This is a genomic window from Pirellulales bacterium (assembly GCA_019636335.1).
Taxonomy (GTDB): Bacteria; Planctomycetota; Planctomycetia; order Pirellulales; family JAEUIK01; genus JAHBXR01.
Genome location: JAHBXR010000009.1, coordinates 101,880 through 117,932, shown reverse-complemented (window position 1 = coordinate 117,932; position 16,053 = coordinate 101,880). Strand labels below are relative to the sequence as shown.

Genomic DNA, 16,053 nt, shown 5'->3' with positions numbered 1-16,053 from the left:
GCCAACCACACCTCTTGTCGCTGCGCGACACGGACGATTTTCCGACTTGAGCAAACGTTGTGCGGAAAATCGTCTGTGCTACCCGACGTGATGCCTACGTGATCTAGTGGTGGCCGTGGTTGTTGCCGTGCCCGTTTGTAGTGGTCGCCGTGACCGCCTCGGCCTCGGGCGTTGGTTCGACCCCCTTCAGCCAGCGGTTGGCGATGTCGGTCGTCGCTTCGTCGTCGTTGTCCCACAGGTCGGCAAAGTTCTTGCGGATACGGCGCTCGGCGGTCTTGAGATAATAGCGGGCCGTTTCGAGTTCGTGGCGACGTTCCCCCTCGGGGATATGGTGATCTCCCATCAGGCGATCGAGCCGCGCGAGCACGCAGGCCGAGACGTAGATCTCGGTGGCCGAATCGGCGATCCGCCCGAGCAGGTACTGTCGATCGAGGACTGATTCCTGATAGCGGCGCAAGAGCCGTTCGACATTCGAGCCCAAGAGGCCCGTGAGGGTCCCCAGGCGATGGGCGTCTTCGTCGAGGGCGCTGTTTCGTACGCGGACTTCGGGCGAAGTGAGCATCGTGGCGAGGCGTCGTCCGGCGAAGCCGCTGAGCTTGCCGAGGTTGCCGATCGGGCTGAGGAGGGCGTCGAGGATGCCCTTGAGCTCCATGCCCACGTCGCGCATGCCGACCAGGGCGATGAAGACGCGGAGGACGTCGTTCGCCCCTTCGCCGATCATGTTGATGCGGCCGTCGCGCATCATGCGTTCGAAGGGCTCGTCGGTGAAGTAGGCCTTGCCGCCGTAGATCTGGATCGTGTCGTTGATGATCCGCCACAGCGTGTCGGTGGCAAAGACCTTGAGCATGGCGGTCTCGAGCATGAAGTCTTCTTCGCCCGAGTCGATCATGGCGGCCGTTTCGTAGGTACACGACTCCATGGCATAGGCGCCGGCGGCCATGTAGGCGATTTTATCCTTGACCAGCTCGAAGGAGCCGAGCGTCTCGCCGAACTGCACGCGGCGATTGGCGTGCTCGACCGCCCTGGCCACGCAGAACTTGGCGGCGCCGGTGCAACTAGCGCCGAACGTGGTGCGGCCGAAGTCGAGCACGGTGAGCGCGACTCGCAGCCCCTTGCCCAGCTCACCGAGGATGTTTTCCTTCGGCACGTACATGTCCTTGAAGGCCAACCGCGCCGTGGCGCTGCCGCGGACGCCGCACTTGTCCATGCGGGCCTCGAGCACCTCGAAGCCGGGCATGTCGGGCGTGACGAGGAAGGAGGTGATCTTCGTGTCTTTGCTGCCGGGAACGGGCGTGCGGGCCATCACGCTCAAGACCTGCGCGATGCCGCCGTTGGTGATCCAGCGCTTGCCGCCGTTGAGGATATAGCCCTTGCCGTCGGGAGAGGGAACCGCCTGCGTTTGCACGTTCGCCGCGTCGCTGCCGGCCTCGGGCTCGGTGAGCGCGAAGGCGCTCAGCCATTCGCCCGTGGCGAGCTTGGGCAGGTACTTCTTCTGTTGCTCGGGCGTGCCGAAGAGGACGATGGCCCGCGGGCCGATCGAATGGTGCGCGTTGACGAAGAGCGCCGTGCCGCCACAGTGGCCCCCCAGGACTTCGACCAGCCGGCAGTAGGCAGTCTGCGACATGCCGTGTCCGCCGGCATCGAGCGGCAGGCACGCGCCGAGCACGCCGAGCTGACCGAGGCCGCGCACGACGTCATCGGGGATCTTCGACTCGCGATCGATCTTCACCGGGTCGATCTTCTCGGCGCAGAAGCGACGTAGCTCGTCGACCTTGGCGTTCACCGCCGAGTCGGCCGTGAGATCGGGATAGGCCGGCAGGCGATGGTTCAGGTAGCGGCCAAAGTAGAGCCCTTTGGCAAACCCGATTTCCTGCGGGACGGAGCCGAGGATCTCTTCGGCCTCGGCCATCTGCTTCTCACGGTCGGTGGCACTCATGGTTTTTCAATTCCTCGAGCGAAAAAAGAGGGCTGGCGCGGCGAACTGGCCAGCGCTGGCGGAAATCGGGCAGGACAGAGACGAATTCGGACGGCGACCGCACCCCCGCGTCGCGGCCATCCGTGGGAAAGGCCGATTATCGCCACCAGCGGTGGGGGGCACAAGGCGGGGATCTCGACACAAAGCCGCCAAGGTTTGCAGATCCACGACCTACGGCCGATCTGCCGTTCCTGCGGCCTCGTCGTCGCGAAGGCGTCCCAGGAGTGTGACGTCGTCGAGGACCTCAATCGCGTAGGTCTGGCAATACTCCAATACAGTCGTATCGTACAGGTGCTGATCGCGCGTACAGAGCACATCCGCACGTCCGGCAATGGCTCCTGCAATCACTGGGTCGTCGTCTGAATCCCGCGGGACCAGGGATTCAACGCTGGCCGGCTCGACGATTTCGGCGGCACGTTCCAGGTCGTCGAGAAATCGGGCAATCTCCTCCGCGCTCGCGATGCTACGCAGTCGGAGCCGGGTATAGCCCAAGACACGCGTCAATCATCGCCTCATCCAGGACGGCATCCATCTCGTCGTCAGGCACGTCCTTGAATCGCTCGCTCAGTTGCTCCATCGAAGCAAGGAGCCGCCGGCGAGCTTGCGCACGCTCATCACCTAGCTGATGGTGCGAAGGATTGGGAACCGTCACGGTGACTTCGTCTTCGTCCCGCAACTCACGCCCGACCATCGATGCAATCCATGCGCGGGCATCAGGATTGAGATCCTTAGCCTTGCAGACGATCAAGCCATCGGCGGAGCTATCCGGTGCGTGCGAATTAGCCATGATGTCTTCATTCTATGTCTTGTTCGATGGCCGGAGCAAGAATCGAGAATCAGTCGGCCAGGATGACGTTCGCCGCGTTTCGGCCGCAGATGCCCATCACACCGCCGCCGGGGTGGCTGGCCGCGCCGCACAGGTAGAGGCCCTCGACCGGTGTGCGATGATCGGCCCAGCCGGCGACGGGGCGGAGGGCGAAGAGCTGATTCAACGTCATGGCCCCTTGGAAGATGTTGCCGCCGGTGAGGCGGAACGTGCGCTCCAGATCGAGCGGCGAGAGGATCTGCCGGTGCAGGATCGCGCCCGGGACGTTGGGGGCGTAACGGGCGAGGACCTCGATGCAGCGATCGGCAAAGGCCTCTTTGCGCTCGTCCCAGGTTCCTTCGGCCAGCTTGTAGGGGGCGTACTGCACGAAGATCGACAGGATGTGCCGCCCCTCGGGGGCGATCGTGCGATCGACGCTCGTGGGCAGGGTCATCTCGAGGATTGGCTCGTGGCTCGGCCGGCCGTACTTGGCATCGTCGAAGGCGCGTTCGAGGTAGTCGAGGCTCGGCCCGATGTGCATCGTGCCGTGATGGTGCGGACCGATCGTGTTGCCCGGCTGGGCGAGGAAGTCAGGGGGCTCGGCGAGCGCCAGGTTGATCTTGGCCGAGGCGGAGGAGTAATCGATGCGCGAGACCGCGGCGCGAAAATCGGCAGGTAGATCGTCGGGGGCGAGGAAACGCTCGAAGGTCCAGTGGGGATCGACGCTCGAGGCGACGACGTTGGCTTCAAGCTGAGTGCCATCGGCCAGCAGCACGCCGCGCACGCGCCCGTCGCTTGTGACAATGCGGGTTACCTCGGCCTCGCGGCGAATCGCCACGCCGAGATCGCGGCAGGCCCCTTCGATGGCGGTCGACAAGGCGCCCATGCCTCCCTGGACGTAGCCCCACACGCCTCGCGCGCCGCCGGCCTCGCCCATCACGTGGTGCAAGAGGACATAGGCGCTGCCCGGGGTGGAGATCGAGGCGAACGCGCCGATGATGGCGTCGGTGGCCAGCGTGGCCTTGAGCACGTCGGACTCGAACCAGCGGTCGAGAATCGGTCTGGCGGCGCCGGTGAGGATCTCGATCGCCTCGGGCATGTCGGCGCCGAGCGTGCCGGCCACGCGATAGAGCTGCCATAATTTCTTCGCGTCGGCCAGTCGTTTGCGCGTGCCGATCTTGCGCCAGTCGCGTCCGAGTGGCAACAGGTCGGGGGCGGTCTCAGCGAGTACCGGATCGATCGCCCGCGAGACGCGATCCAACAGCGCCTCGTAGCGGGGATAAGCCTCGGCGTCGTGCTGGCTGAACTTGGCGATTTCGCGGCGATTCAACTCGGCGTCGGGGCCCATCAGCAGGCTGCGCCCATCTTCCAGCGGCGTGAACGACGAGGGATTGCGCGGCAGGATCGCCAGGCCGTACTGTCGCAGGCGCAGCTCTTCGATGATCTTCGGCGGGAAAAGGCTGATGACGTAGGCGGCGGGCGAGACCTTGAAGCCGGGCCACAACTCTTCGGTCGTGGCGGCGCCCCCGAGCACGTGGCGGCGTTCGAGCACGGTGACGCGTTTGCCGGCGCGAGCCAGATAGGCGGCGGCCACGAGGCCGTTGTGCCCGCCGCCGATGATGATGCAATCGGAACGAGTTGCTTCTGCCATGTGTCGGTCTGACCTGGGATTCGATTGCAGGCGAGGTCGCGTCGTGGGGGGACGGCGGCGGATCTCTTCTCGAAGCATCGCTCAAGCACCGGGCAGGAGATCAGTGGAACTGCCGCTGCCTGGATGTCGCGCGGCCTGGCGCGGAAGGCAAGCCGACACAATCGTCGCGACCGGAGTTATTCGACCCTGCCCGGTGTGGTGCGCCGGGCGTACGACCGTGCGGCTGGACAGCCGGCGGCGGCCGGCGATGATAGCGTGCCATGAGCGAACGTAAAGCATCGGAACCGACCGGCGAGGTGAGCCCGCGTCCCGCGCGGTGGTGGATCGTTGCCGCGGCGCTGTTGTGGAGCATGAGCGGCGTGTTCGCCAAGTCGGGCGTGTTCGACGATTGGCCGCTCGACGCGCGCGGTCCCTTGCTGGGGTTCTGGCGCGCGCTGTTCGCGGGGTTGTTTCTACTTCCCTTCGTACGGCGACCGCGCTGGACGCCGTGGCTCGTGCCGATGACGCTGTCGTTCGCGGGCATGAACGCGTCGTTTCTCACGGCGATGACCCTGACCACCGCGGCCAACGCCATCTGGCTGCAATGCACCGCGCCCTTGTGGGTCTTCTTGATCGGGCTGGTGTTGCGGATCGATCCGCTGGATCGGCGGAATACGGTGCCGATCGTCGCCGCGGCGTGCGGAGTTGGGTTGATACTTTACCACGAGCTTGGCGGCGGCGCGCGAATGGGAGTGGCGTTCGGGCTGGCGGCCGGCATTTTTTACTCGGGGGTGATTATCTCTTTGCGCGGATTGCGGCACGAGAATGGCGCTTGGCTCGTGGCGCTCAATCTGCTGGTGTCGGCGGCAGTGCTCGCGCCGTATGTCTTATCGCTCGGTATCGTGCCGAGCACTTGGCAGTTCTTCGTGCTGGCGGCGTTCGGCATTGTGCAGATGGCGATCCCGTATCTCTGCTTCGCGCGCGGGCTGCGCGGGATCTCGGGACAAGAGGCGTCGGGCATCGGTTTGATCGAGCCGATCGTGATGCCGGTGTGGGTGTTTCTCGCCAGTGGCGAGGCGCCCGCCTGGTGGACGATGGTCGGCGGAGGGATGATCTTTGCCGGGTTGGCGTGGCGCTATCTGCGAGCTGAACGCGCGTAGGTTACGCAACCCGTGCGTGATACAAAGTATTTAACTACGACTGGTTCAAAATCCGTCCCAAGACTCGGCAAAGTTTAAACCTGCACGCGTTGCCAGCCGCCGTGCCAGAAGCGGTACGAGACGAGCAGGCAGCGTAGGCTGATGTCGGCGACCATGGCGTACCAGGCGCCGCGCACGCCCCAGAGCAGGTAGCCGGTGAACAGATACGCGAGCGGCATGCGCACGCCGAGATAGCCGATCCAGGTGATGAACAGCGGCCAACGCGTATCGCCCGCTCCGCGCAGGGCGCCGCTCAAGATCATCACCAGGGCGAAGGCCGGCATGATGACCGAGACGATCCGCAGCAGGCCGGCGGCGGTCGTGGCGACTTCGGATTGTTTGGCGCTCAAGAAGAATCGAGCCAGCGGATAGGCCTCGACGAACATGAGCGCGCCGGCCGAGGCGACGATTCCTCCGCCGACGAGACAGGCCATGAGCACGCTGCGGCGCGCGCGGCGGAAATCGTGCGCGCCGAGAAACTGCCCGGCGAGCGTGCCGGCCGCCACGTGAAACGCCAGGCCCGGCAGGTAGGCCAGCGACTCGATGCGGATGGCCACGCCATGCGCGGCGGCCGCCTCGTCTCCCAGGCGGTTGATGATCGCCACGAACCAGAGCTGGCAGGCGATGACCGACAGGCTGTCCATGCCGCCGGGAATGCCGACGCGCAGCAGCCGGCGGACCAGCGGCAGGTCGGGTTTCAGCAAGCGGGGTGAGAGGCGCAGGCCGCTGCGTCCCGCGACGAGGAGTCCGATCATCACGAGGCCTCCCACCACGTAGCCGGTGGCGGTGCCGACGGCGAGTCCCGTCCAACCCAGCTTGGGAAGCGGGCCCAAACCCAACACGAGCGACCAGCTCACGGCGATGTTGACGACGTTCACCAGGGCCATCGTGAGCAGGCCGGCCGTCATGTCTCCCGCGCCGCGCAGACAGGCGGTACCCACCGAGGTGAGCATCAGGAACGGCAGCACCGGAAAGATGAAGCCGAGGAAATGCGACGCCAGCGCCGCCGCTTCCCCGCGCAACTGCATGACGGAGATGAGCGCGTCTTTGCCACACAATCCGGCGATGGTGACGACGATCGACAGGCACGCGCCGAGCAAGATCGCCTGATTGGTGAGATGCCGTGCCGAGGCGAACTCCTTCGCCCCCACAAAGCGCGCCGTCATCGCCGTGGCGCCGATGCCGATCACCACCGACAGACTGGCGAGCATCCAGAGCAAGTAGACCATCAGGTTGATGGCCGCCAGATGCGCCTCGCCGAAATAGCGGCCCGTGAGCATCTGGTCGGAGAGTCCCACGAGCATCACGAGCGATTGCTCGGCCAGCACGGGGAGCGCCAGCCGCAGCATGGGGCGGAGCGTGCCCTGGCTGTCGGCTAAGGAGACTGGTGCGCGCGAGGTGGACACGGGACAAGGCGGTTCCTGCGAGACGGTCTGCGCGCGTGTGCGGAGCATGGAGAAGAGACAACACCAACGGACGAAGGTTCGCCGCTAGGGTGGCTCGGTCGCCTGCAAGTAGGCAAACAGATCGCGCAATTGCTGTGGGGTGAGCTTCTCGAGCAGGCGCTCGGGCATGAGAGACGTCGTCGAGGGCTCGACCGAGTCGATCTCGGCACGGCCGATCGTGTGTCGGCGGTTTTCTCCATCGATGAGGGTCAGCGCGACGGGCGTCTCCTCGGCGACGAGACCGGTCAGAATGCGGCCATCGGTAGTGGCGACGATCGAGCCGAGGTATTCCTTACGCACGACCGTGCTGGGATCGACGATGCTTGTGAGCAGATACTGTCGATCCTGGCGGTTGGCGGTCGTGAGGTCGGGGCCCAGCTTCGTTCCTTCACCAAAGAGCGTGTGACACTTGCCGCAATGTTCGCGGAACAGGAGGCGGCCGTTCGAAGCGTCGCCGGCGGCGGCGCGGAGATCGTTGTTCAGGCGGCGAACATCGGCCAGGCGTTCCTCGGGCGCGGCGGCGCCGATGCGGCCCCAATGCTTCTCGACGAGCTCGTCGAGGTCGGCACGCTGATGGAGGGCCAGTCGCGAGAGCTCGTCGGTCGGCACGTCGGCGGCGGAGAGGCGGCCAGCGGTCACCCCGGCGAGAAAAGCGAGAGCCCAATCGGCGCGGCCGAAGAGGACCTCGCGCGCGGCCGCCTGTTGAGTGGGGTCGAAGTCAGAGTACTGTGCGATGAGTGCGTCACGGACCTGTCCGTCGTCGAAGCGGGCTAGACCTCGTGTGGCGGCGAGCCGGACGTTGCCCGTCTCGTCGTTGAGGGCGATCGCCAGGAGCACGTGGACGACTTTTTGCTGCGCGCCGAGTGCCGCGAGTAATTCGATAGCATTGGTGCGTGCTGCTTCGGCTGCGGAGACGTCGAGGGTCTGATCGCGGAGCCAGTCGAATACAGGCGGATAGCCCAGTCGCGCGGCGGCTGTTGCCAGACGCACGCGATTGGCGTCCTTGTTCCAAAGTCGTTCGATTTGTTCGGCCAGCGCGACGGGAACGCGCGTGAGGGGGGGACCGGCGAGCGCATCGCCGAGAGACTCGAAGAGCGCGAGTCGAACCTCGTCATCGGGGGCCGAGGTGATCAAATGCGTGGCGAGAAGGAGCCCGGTCTCCCCCTCGGCGGCACAGCGGCGCACGAGCCGCGGCAATAGCTCGCGACGCGCGAGGGCCGAGCTCCAGATCGCCGGTTGTGCGAAGCGTTCGACGACGATAACAGGCTCGCGAGAAAATTGCGTTTCGAGGGCCCACCAGAGCAGCAGCGGCACGAAAGGATCGCTGGCGTCTTCGGCATGCGCGGCGAGAGACTCGAGCAGGGGCAGCGAGGCTTCAAGCGGCAAGCGTCGCGCGGTGCAGGCGAGTTGCGCGCGGACGCGCACGTCGGGCTCGCGCGCCGCCAGTTCAGCGAGCTTTCCCGTCAGTTCGGCATTCTTCGCATGGTCGTCGCCGATGAAGCGCACGCCCCAGTATCTCACCATCGGCTCCCCGTGTACGAGTAGTTCCACAAGCAGCGATTCATCCAGGCCACCACAGGCCTGAATGGTCCAGGCATATTCGAGGGCCTGAGGCGCCGTGTCCGCGGCGCGGAACTTTTCGAGCAAGGCGGACAGGACCGACTTGTCTTGCCGTGCGGCCAGAAGCCGTCGCGCGGCGCGGACGTACCAGTTGTTCTCGTGCGCGAGATGATCGACCAGCTCCAGGCTCGATAGCTCCCCCAGATCGAAGGCCGGCACGCGCGGCGCGTCCTTCGCGCGCAGGGCATAGATGCGGCCGTTGCGCCGATCCCACTCGGCGTCGGGGTCGGGGTGGGCGGTGCGGGCGTCGTGCCAGTCGGTGAGATAGATCGAGCCGTCGGGGCCGCTCGTCACGTCGCTGTTGGCGAACCAGGTGTCGCCGGCCAGCAGCAGCTTGCCGCCGTGTTGCGAGCGAAAGGTGGAGCCCGCGCGTTCGAGATTGTTCCAGTAGGCGGCATGCCCCAGCAGATCGCCGTTGACGTACTTGCCACGCAGCCAGGGGAGTGTATTTCCCTGGTAGACGATGCCGCCGACAGTCACATGGCCGCCGACAAAGTTTTCGTGCGGCATGTGGTCGAAGAAGCCATACGCGTGCGGATTGTGCAGTGCGCCATGCTTGCCGAAGCTCTTCCAGTAATAGGCCCCCTGCATGCCGTGGACGCCGATGTAGCCGCCGAGATTCGTACTGGCGAAAAGGTTTCCCTCGGCGTCGAAATCGACTCCCCAGGTGTTGCCGCCTCCTTCGTAGAAGAGCTCGAAGCGATCGGTCGGCGGATGGTACCGCCAGACCCCTTGTTGAAACTCGATGCCGCGGATGTTGGCCGTGACCGTGCTGCCTTGCGCCCCGTAGAGCCAGCCGTCGGGACCGAAGAGGAGCGAGTTCGCCACCGAGTGGGCGTCTTCCATGCCGAAGCCGGTGAGCAACACCTGCGGATCGCCGTCGGGGACGTCGTCGCGATTCTTGTCGGCGTAATAGAGCAGATAGGGCACCTGCAGCACATAGACGCCGCCGTGACCGAAGGCCAGACCGCTGGCGAGATTCAGTCCCGCGACAAAATCTTTCTCGCAATCGGCGCGGCCGTCGCCGTCGGTGTCTGCGAGGATCGTGATGCGATCGGCCCCTTGCGGACCCCGCGGCGGAGGCTCGGGCACGCGGTCGTAGACCGTGCGCGAGTAGCGGTCGACGCTGACGCGCTCGAGGCCGGCCGGATTCGGATACTGCAAATACTGGATGACCCACAACCGGCCGCGCTCGTCGAACTCGATGGCCACCGGCTGTCGCACCATCGGCTCGGCGGCAAAGGGTTCGGCCACGACTCCCGCGGGCAGCGTCATGCGGCGTGCGGCCTCCTCGGGGGGATAGCCCTGGGCGTGGGCGCTCGTCGTGAGCAATAGCAGGATCAAAAGAGCAAGCAGGACGTGTGGCACTGCTGGCTTGCTCAGCCGTGTAAAGGTCGAGCAGCCACTGCTGGACGAGCCAGTAGTGCCATCCAGAGACGATTCATGGCGAGCGAGGAGCGTTGGCATATGTTTGGCTGGTGGTTCGTGCGAAACGACTTGGTTAGCATAGTCGTGCCATCGGGCGTGGTCCAACCGCGCGAGGGTTGGCGGCCCTTCCTTAGAATCTGGATCCAGACGCATGTACGACCTTGACCTTACGATCCGCGAGCGGCGCAGCGTGCGCGGCTTTTATCCCGACCGCCTGGTGCCGAAGCCGTTGTTGACCGAGGCGCTCGAGCTGGCGCAGCGGGCTCCGTCGAATTGCAATGTGCAACCGTGGCGGGTGTTCGTCGCCTCGGGGCCCCGCTGCGAACGCTTGCGCCGCGCACTGGTCTCGGCGATCGAGTCGGGGGACATGGGGGATCCGCAGGATCCGGTCGATACATTTCCTGGCGATTACCGCCGGTTGCAGGTCGAGTGCGCCGTGACGATGTTCCGCGAGATGGGGATCGAGCGAGGGGACCAGCCGGGACGGGCAAAGGCGATGCTGCGCAACTTCGAGTTCTTCGACGCCCCGCACGTGGCCATCGTCACGATGGAACAGCACTATGGCCTGGGCGTGGCCCTCGACGTGGGCATGTACGTGCAGACGCTGATGCTGGCGCTATGGGCGCGCGGCGTGTCGAGCTGCCCCCAGGCCAGCTTGCGCCAATACCACCACATCATTCGCCGCGAGCTGGGCATTCGCGACGACTTGCGGATCTTGTGTGGCGTGTCGTTCGGCTATGAAGACGCGAGCGTGCCGGCCAACCGTACAAGGCAAACTCGCGAGCCGCTGGAAACCAACGTGGTGTTGCTGGAGGAGTGAGCCGCACAAGCAGGGACATGGCAGAGTCGCGCAGGCAAACGCATTTTGCCCGCGCGGAGATATTGCGATTGTGGATAGCCGCGCGTGATGAGCGGTCCCCTTTCGAGCGAAACCGCTCGGCTACTTCCCGGCTTCTGGTCGGCAGTAGGAGAGTGCGATGAGCGAGAAGGATGTCACCAGGTTCGGGTCCCCTTCGAGCCAGCGGCTATTCTCGTTGACCCACGAGCCATTCTCGTTCTGCCGGTTGGCCAGCTCGGCGACGAGTTCCGCGCGCCAGTCGTGCTTCTTGCCCGCGGCATCGGTGATTTCGCTTTCGCCCAGCGCGGCCAGTGCCTTGGCGAACGTGTGGTAGTAGTAGAAGAGACCGGCGTCCCCCATGCCGGGATTGCTCGTGACGTCGTAGTTCTGGCTGATCCAACCCACGGCGGCCTTGACGCGGGGATCGTCGGCCGCGAGACCGGCGTAGAGCATGCTCTTCAGCCCCGAGTAGGTCATGCCGCCATAGCTGCGCAACCCACCGGCGGCTCCCTCGCGCTGCAGGTCTTGCTCGTCGAGGGCGCAGGTGTAGTAGAATCCGCCGTCGTTCGTCTTCGCCGCGAACTGCGTCGTGTTGTGCTCGCTCTCGAGGTTCTGGCAGCGCGAGATGAAGACCAGCGCCCGTTGTATGGCTTCGTCGTCGCTGTCGGCGCCACACTCGCGCAGCGTGTCGACCAGGAAGGCCGTGTTCGACAAGTCGGGACGCGAATCGCCGCCGTAGCCGGCGCCGCCGTAGTAGACGTCGGACTTGTCGCGGCCCTTCTTTTCGTCCCAGGGGACGCCGCGCAAGAACGTCACCGCGCCGTCGAGAACCTGGTCGTAGCGGCCGTCGGCATTCGCGGCCTGGAACGCGGTCGCCGCGATGCACGTCTCGTAGTTGGCCAGACGGCTCCCCCGCGGATGAATCGAGCCATCTTCCTGCACCATGCTGGCCAGATACTCGAGTCCCTTCGCCACGCGGGGATCGTCCGGCGTGCGGCCGTTGCGCAACAGCGCCAGCACGGCCAGCGCCGTGGGACCAATGCCCGCCTGGCGGCTGAACGAACCATCCGCCCCCTGCGTCTTCGACAGGAACTGGATGCCGCGCTCCACGGTTTCGGCGAATTGCTTCGCATCGACTCCCTGATCGGCTCCCTGCGACTCGCGCAAAGGAGAGAGGCTGCAACTGCACACCAGGGCCAGCGTCAGATAAGTCAGGCGCCGCGCGACTCGCACGGAGCGACGTGCCGCGACCTGGGACGAAGACGGAGGAGTAACCGTGGACATGATCGCGAATCCTCTGAGCTCTGATTCGTTCCGTAGCTGATCGATTGGCTGGGAATACATTCTCTAGCGGAACAGACGCGCGTCGGAACGTCAATCTTTGCCCCCGACCGATCCCCTCCTCTCGGGCGGGGGGGCGGACAGGAATCCGACGCCGGCGCGCCACTTTTTGGCGCTGCAACCGACCACCTGACGATGTTTTCGACACCACCCAGCCCGCAGGCGTGCGGACCGCGGGGGGGGCTGATACGATAGGCCACCGGTTTGCTCGTTTTTTACCCAATTCCCCGCCCAGGCGGCCCGGTTAGCGGAGTATCTCGCGATGTTCGTCACCTCGGTTCGCGTTCGTTGGTTCTACGTGGGTGCGTTCGTTTTAACGTGTTGCCTGGGGGCGGGCGCCGCGCAGGCGGAAGATGCCCTGCCCGCCGCGCCGCCGTCGGAAGTGGGTCTCTCGGAGGAAAAGCTCGCCGCGATCGACGAGGCCATGCAGTCGTACGTCGATAAACAGAAGCTGGCCGGCATCGTCGTGCTGATTGCTCGCGAAGGGAAAGTCGCGCACGCCGGCGTCTACGGCAAGCTGGATCGCGAGGCGGACAAACCCATGACGCGCGACGCGCTCTTCCGCATCTACTCGATGAGCAAGCCGATCACCAGCGCCGCGCTGATGACGTTGTACGACGAGGGACGCTTCCAGCTCGACGATCCCGTGTCGAAGTATCTGCCCGAGCTAGGCGATCTGAAGGTCTACGCGGGCAAGAAGGAGGGGGCGGTACAACTCGCGGCGCTCGAGCGGCCGATCACGATTCGCGACCTGATGCGGCACACGTCGGGCCTGGCGTATGGGATCTTTCCCGCTTCGCCGGTCGATGCCCTGTATCGCGACGCGAAAGTTCTGGATCGCGACCAGACGCTCGACGAGATGCTCGAGAAGCTCTCGAAGCTGCCGCTGGCCGCGCAGCCCGGCGACAAGTGGATGTACAGCATCTCGGTCGACGTGCAGGGCAAGCTGATCGAGAAGCTGTCGGGCAAGCCGCTCGATGAATATTTGCAGGAACGTATCTTCACGCCGCTCAAGATGACCGACACGGCGTTTTATGTTCCGTCCGAAAAGCTCGCTCGCATGACGGTGAACTACGGGCCGGGGGGCGAGACGAAGTTGAAGCCGATCGATCCGGCCGCCACCAGCCAGTTTGCCACGAAGCCGGCGTTCCTCTCGGGGGGCGGGGGGCTGGTCTCGACCGCCGATGATTATCTGCGCTTTTGCCAGATGATGCTGAATGGCGGCGAGCTCGACGGCGCGCGCATCTTGAAGCCGGAAACCGTGGCCATGATGACCGAGAATCAACTGCCCGACGAGCTGGTGCCGATTGCGCTGGGGCCGCTGCCGATGCCGAACATGGGCTTCGGGCTGGGCTTTTCCGTGCGCGTGGCCCAGGGGAAGAACGAACCCGCCGGCTCGGTCGGGGCCTATGGCTGGGGTGGAGCCGCCAGTACGCAGTTCTTCATCGCCCCGCGCGAGAATCTCGTCTGCGTGGCGATGACGCAGTTCATGCCCGCCACGCAGCTTTATGTTCAGGAACTGCAAAAACTGGTGTTCCAGTCGTTGCTCGAACCGGTGGCCGCCCCGTGAGACCGGCAAAATGCCGGGGCCCGCTCTTCCCGGCCTGATTTGTCGAAGCATAATGGCACCGATCGCAAGACGCGGGTGTATTTGGTTCGGCTCATAGTTGCCCCACGGGGTGGATGGGCCCGCACGTTGCCCCTGGCCTGCCGCCGCGCGCCACTCGAAGACGAGTTGGCTGCGCAAGGCGCACTTTTCCTCGCGCAGGCCACGGCGGGGACGTGTTACCCTCTCACCCCCTGGGGTAGGCGCTGATGCGATGCTTCTTGCGGCCCGGCGCGGCCGCCTTGCTCACGGTCTGCTTTCTCGTGGCTCCCCTGTCGTGCGGCATTCGCACGTCGCTGGCCGGACCATTGTCCGTGCAGTTTCGCAACGAGTCTCCCTACGACGATTCGCAAGTCTACATCGGCTTCGTCGGACCCGAGACCCTCTACGCCACGAACGTCGCTACCGGCGTGGCCATGGCAGCGAGCCAGTTCGGCAGCGAGCATTGGTACACGCTCGACACGTTGCCACGGGGAATCGATCTGGCCGGTTTCAGCGGGCGGATATACGTGGCGTACGGCAGCCCGTGGAACTTTACGCACGCGGGCTACGAACCTTCGGCCGTGTCGCCCAACGACCCCAACTACTTCAAGCGCTACGACAAGGTCGAGCTGACCTATCACGGCAATGCGCCCGACGTGGCGAACACGACGTCGATCGACTACTTCAGCATCCCCATCGAGCTGAATGTCTATCGCGGCGGCACCACGGGCACGCTGGTCAACTCGCTCGCCGCCTCGCCCACGGACGTCACGCTCGCGGCCTTGCGCGGCTTGACCTCGCCGGGCGATGCCGCCGTGGTGCGCGATGCCGGTGGCAACTTCGTCCGCGTGATCGGGCCGAGTTCCTATCCGCCGCCGCCGGGCCTGCCCAGCTCGCACTACGACAACTTTGATGCGTATCTCACCTATGCGCGCGATACGTACGCTCCCGCGCATGGCGGCGTGCTGGCGACGATCGCGGGGCGCTTTCACGGCGTGGGCCCCGCCCCGCTCACCCCCGAGACGAAGCCGCAGGACTATCGCTTCACCGCCACGATCGATAGCGAGAAGAATATCACGCTCACTGGCAGCGGCACGGAGATCGGGACGCGCACGCTGCTCTTCAAGTATGGCGATCTGGCCAACCCGGCGGGCGTGTATGGCGCGAACCCGTTCTATTACCTCGACGGCAATCTGACTACGGCGCTCAACCCGCTGAACGACGTCTATGGCTGGATGATCGGCGACCTGCTGGCCGGCTTCAACATCGGCGCGATCGGCAGTACCGCGCTCGTCGGCGGCCAGCCGGTCGGCACGCTCGACAGCCAGCAGTGGTTCGCCATGATGGATCTGTTTTCAGCGTTGCAAAGCGATCAGCGCTTCTACAACCAATGGGCCGCCAGGCTGAGCGAAGTGACGCAGGCCTACAACTTCGCCTACACCGACCGCTTTGCGCATGTCGTGACGCCGCTCGATCCGGCGCGCGTCGATACGCTGGAAATCGTCTTGCTGGGAGACACCCACGTACTGGTGCCGGAGCCGGCGACGTGGGCGATGCTTTTCATTGGGGGCACGGCACTACTGGCGGAGCGCTCGCTACGGAGGCGTTCACCTCAGAATCAGAAACGGTAAGACACCAGGACGCAACGAGAGGCTCTTGGTGGTGGTTGACTTGTGCATCAATGCTTTGCGCCTTCGCGTCTTTGCGTTAAGTCTTTCTGTCTTGCGGTCGTCGGGGATGAAAAACAGCTTGGTTCTGCGACATGCGGCGCGGTAAGCTTTGTTTATGGCATACGACATTCCATCCGATATCCGCGGACGGCTGCAGGCCCGGTTGACCCAGGGTACCTATCAGAGCGAGGACGATGTCCTGCGCGACGCTATGGACGCGCTCGATCAGCTCGAACAAGACAAGCTCACGCGCTGGCAGGAACGCAATCGACTGGCAGTCGAGCAGAGCGAGCAGGCACTTTCTAAACCGCTCGACGACGAAAAGGTTCTAGTACGCCTGCGAAAGCGTCTGGCCCAGGAAGGAATCCTCGGTTAAATGCCGCGAGTCCTCTGGACGTCCATTGCCGAGTCCGACCTCGAAGACATCCTCTTCGACCTTCTATTTCGGACGATCCGTCCGCAGTGCTTTTGTCGCGCCTGAATCCTAGGCTGCTTTAGCCCGCACAAGCCGCTT

Annotated in this window: 12 protein-coding genes; 5 read left to right on the top strand and 7 right to left on the bottom strand. The window is 64.9% G+C overall.

The window, feature by feature from the left end:
• Positions 1-103: 103 nt before the first annotated feature.
• The 4 genes from KF708_11160 to KF708_11145 form a co-directional block, all read right to left on the bottom strand.
• The gene (locus tag KF708_11160) at positions 104-1,936 is read right to left on the bottom strand and encodes an acyl-CoA dehydrogenase family protein (protein ID MBX3413238.1); all 1,833 of its coding nucleotides are present in this window, start codon (positions 1,934-1,936) and stop codon (positions 104-106) included.
• 210 nt (positions 1,937-2,146) lie between these two features.
• Positions 2,147-2,467 (bottom strand): hypothetical protein, encoded by a 321-nt coding sequence (locus tag KF708_11155; protein ID MBX3413237.1) that lies wholly within the window; start codon positions 2,465-2,467, stop codon positions 2,147-2,149.
• Positions 2,439-2,762 (bottom strand): hypothetical protein, encoded by a 324-nt coding sequence (locus KF708_11150; GenBank protein MBX3413236.1) that lies wholly within the window; start codon positions 2,760-2,762, stop codon positions 2,439-2,441. Before KF708_11150 ends, KF708_11155 begins: the two co-directional genes overlap by 29 nt.
• Positions 2,763-2,811: 49 nt before the next feature.
• Positions 2,812-4,431 (bottom strand): NAD(P)/FAD-dependent oxidoreductase, encoded by a 1,620-nt coding sequence (locus KF708_11145; protein ID MBX3413235.1) that lies wholly within the window; start codon positions 4,429-4,431, stop codon positions 2,812-2,814.
• Positions 4,432-4,691: 260 nt separating this feature from the next.
• Between KF708_11145 and KF708_11140 the strand changes: the two genes are divergently transcribed.
• Entirely contained in the window at positions 4,692-5,570 is an 879-nt protein-coding gene (locus KF708_11140; protein ID MBX3413234.1) for an EamA family transporter, read from the top strand.
• Positions 5,571-5,644: 74 nt separating this feature from the next.
• Here KF708_11140 and KF708_11135 read toward each other — a convergent pair whose 3' ends face one another.
• Together KF708_11135 and KF708_11130 are read right to left on the bottom strand one after the other, a co-directional pair.
• A complete protein-coding gene (locus tag KF708_11135; GenBank protein ID MBX3413233.1) occupies positions 5,645-7,015 on the bottom strand; it encodes an MATE family efflux transporter in 1,371 nt (456 codons plus the stop codon).
• A gap of 84 nt (positions 7,016-7,099) precedes the next feature.
• On the bottom strand, positions 7,100-10,042 hold the full coding sequence (locus tag KF708_11130) for a c-type cytochrome (protein MBX3413232.1): 2,943 nt from the start codon (positions 10,040-10,042) through the stop codon (positions 7,100-7,102).
• Positions 10,043-10,253: 211 nt separating this feature from the next.
• On the opposite strand from KF708_11130, the gene KF708_11125 reads away from it, so the two are divergent.
• The gene (locus KF708_11125) at positions 10,254-10,922 is read left to right on the top strand and encodes a nitroreductase family protein (protein ID MBX3413231.1); all 669 of its coding nucleotides are present in this window, start codon (positions 10,254-10,256) and stop codon (positions 10,920-10,922) included.
• A gap of 120 nt (positions 10,923-11,042) precedes the next feature.
• On the opposite strand, the gene KF708_11120 is transcribed toward KF708_11125, so the two are convergent.
• Positions 11,043-12,107, bottom strand: coding sequence for a terpene cyclase/mutase family protein (locus KF708_11120; GenBank protein MBX3413230.1), 1,065 nt, complete (start codon positions 12,105-12,107; stop codon positions 11,043-11,045).
• A gap of 436 nt (positions 12,108-12,543) precedes the next feature.
• Here KF708_11120 and KF708_11115 point away from each other — a divergent pair, with 436 nt between their 5' ends.
• The 3 genes from KF708_11115 (at position 12,544) to KF708_11105 (ending at position 15,915) form a co-directional block, all read left to right on the top strand.
• The gene (locus tag KF708_11115) at positions 12,544-13,851 is read left to right on the top strand and encodes a beta-lactamase family protein (protein ID MBX3413229.1); all 1,308 of its coding nucleotides are present in this window, start codon (positions 12,544-12,546) and stop codon (positions 13,849-13,851) included.
• A 245-nt stretch (positions 13,852-14,096) separates the two neighbouring features.
• Positions 14,097-15,500, top strand: a complete 1,404-nt coding sequence (locus KF708_11110) for a PEP-CTERM sorting domain-containing protein (protein MBX3413228.1) — start codon at positions 14,097-14,099, stop codon at positions 15,498-15,500.
• A gap of 154 nt (positions 15,501-15,654) precedes the next feature.
• Positions 15,655-15,915, top strand: coding sequence for a hypothetical protein (locus KF708_11105; protein MBX3413227.1), 261 nt, complete (start codon positions 15,655-15,657; stop codon positions 15,913-15,915).
• Positions 15,916-16,053: the final 138 nt, after the last annotated feature.

Coding starts and splice junctions, on each gene's coding strand:
- KF708_11160 (MBX3413238.1), bottom strand. CDS start 1,936: ATGAGTGCCACCGACCGTGAGAAGCAGATGGCCGAGGCCGAAGAGATC.
- KF708_11150 (MBX3413236.1), bottom strand. CDS start 2,762: ATGGCTAATTCGCACGCACCGGATAGCTCCGCCGATGGCTTGATCGTC.
- KF708_11145 (MBX3413235.1), bottom strand. CDS start 4,431: ATGGCAGAAGCAACTCGTTCCGATTGCATCATCATCGGCGGCGGGCAC.
- KF708_11140 (MBX3413234.1), top strand. CDS start 4,692: ATGAGCGAACGTAAAGCATCGGAACCGACCGGCGAGGTGAGCCCGCGT.
- KF708_11125 (MBX3413231.1), top strand. CDS start 10,254: ATGTACGACCTTGACCTTACGATCCGCGAGCGGCGCAGCGTGCGCGGC.
- KF708_11115 (MBX3413229.1), top strand. CDS start 12,544: ATGTTCGTCACCTCGGTTCGCGTTCGTTGGTTCTACGTGGGTGCGTTC.
- KF708_11110 (MBX3413228.1), top strand. CDS start 14,097: ATGCGATGCTTCTTGCGGCCCGGCGCGGCCGCCTTGCTCACGGTCTGC.
- KF708_11105 (MBX3413227.1), top strand. CDS start 15,655: ATGGCATACGACATTCCATCCGATATCCGCGGACGGCTGCAGGCCCGG.